This is a genomic window from Vibrio sp. Y176, assembly GCF_033438945.1.
Genome location: NZ_JAWOQS010000906.1, coordinates 1 through 571 on the forward strand (window position 1 = coordinate 1; position 571 = coordinate 571).

General features: G+C 46.1%; 1 protein-coding gene. It reads right to left on the reverse strand.

Annotated features, from left to right (window positions below; all coding sequences use genetic code 11):
- A partial coding sequence (gene phoB, locus R7O13_RS29345) for a phosphate regulon transcriptional regulator PhoB (RefSeq protein ID WP_318305521.1) occupies nucleotides 1–571 on the reverse strand: 571 nt, incomplete at both ends.

The window sequence follows — 571 nt, forward strand, 5'->3', positions numbered from 1 at the left end:
AGCTTCCAGTGCTTTACGAAGACGACGGATATGAACGTCAACAGTACGGTCTTCAACATAAACATTGGTGCCCCACACGTTATTTAGCAGCTGCTCACGGCTGTAAACACGCTCTTGATGGGTCATAAAGAAGTGCAGCATCTTGAACTCGGTAGGCCCCATATCAACCGCTTCATCATTCGCAGTAACACGGTGAGAAACAGGATCGAGTTTGAGACCTTGAACATCAATCACATCTTCTAATGCGGTCGGCGTAACACGGCGAATAACCGCTTTAAGGCGAGCAACTAACTCTTTAGGAGAAAACGGTTTGGTAATGTAGTCATCTGCACCAACCTCTAAACCGCGAACTTTATCTTCTTCTTCACCGCGAGCAGTCAGCATCACAACAGGAATGTTGCGTGTAAGCTCTTCACGTTTCATGTGTTTGATAAAGTTAATGCCACTACCGCCAGGTAACATCCAATCCAGTAATACTAAATCAGGGAAGGGTTCAGCCAGTTTGGTTACAGCAGTATCGTAATCTTCCGCCTCTACCGCCTGGTAACCTTTTTGTTCAAGCACGAAGCAA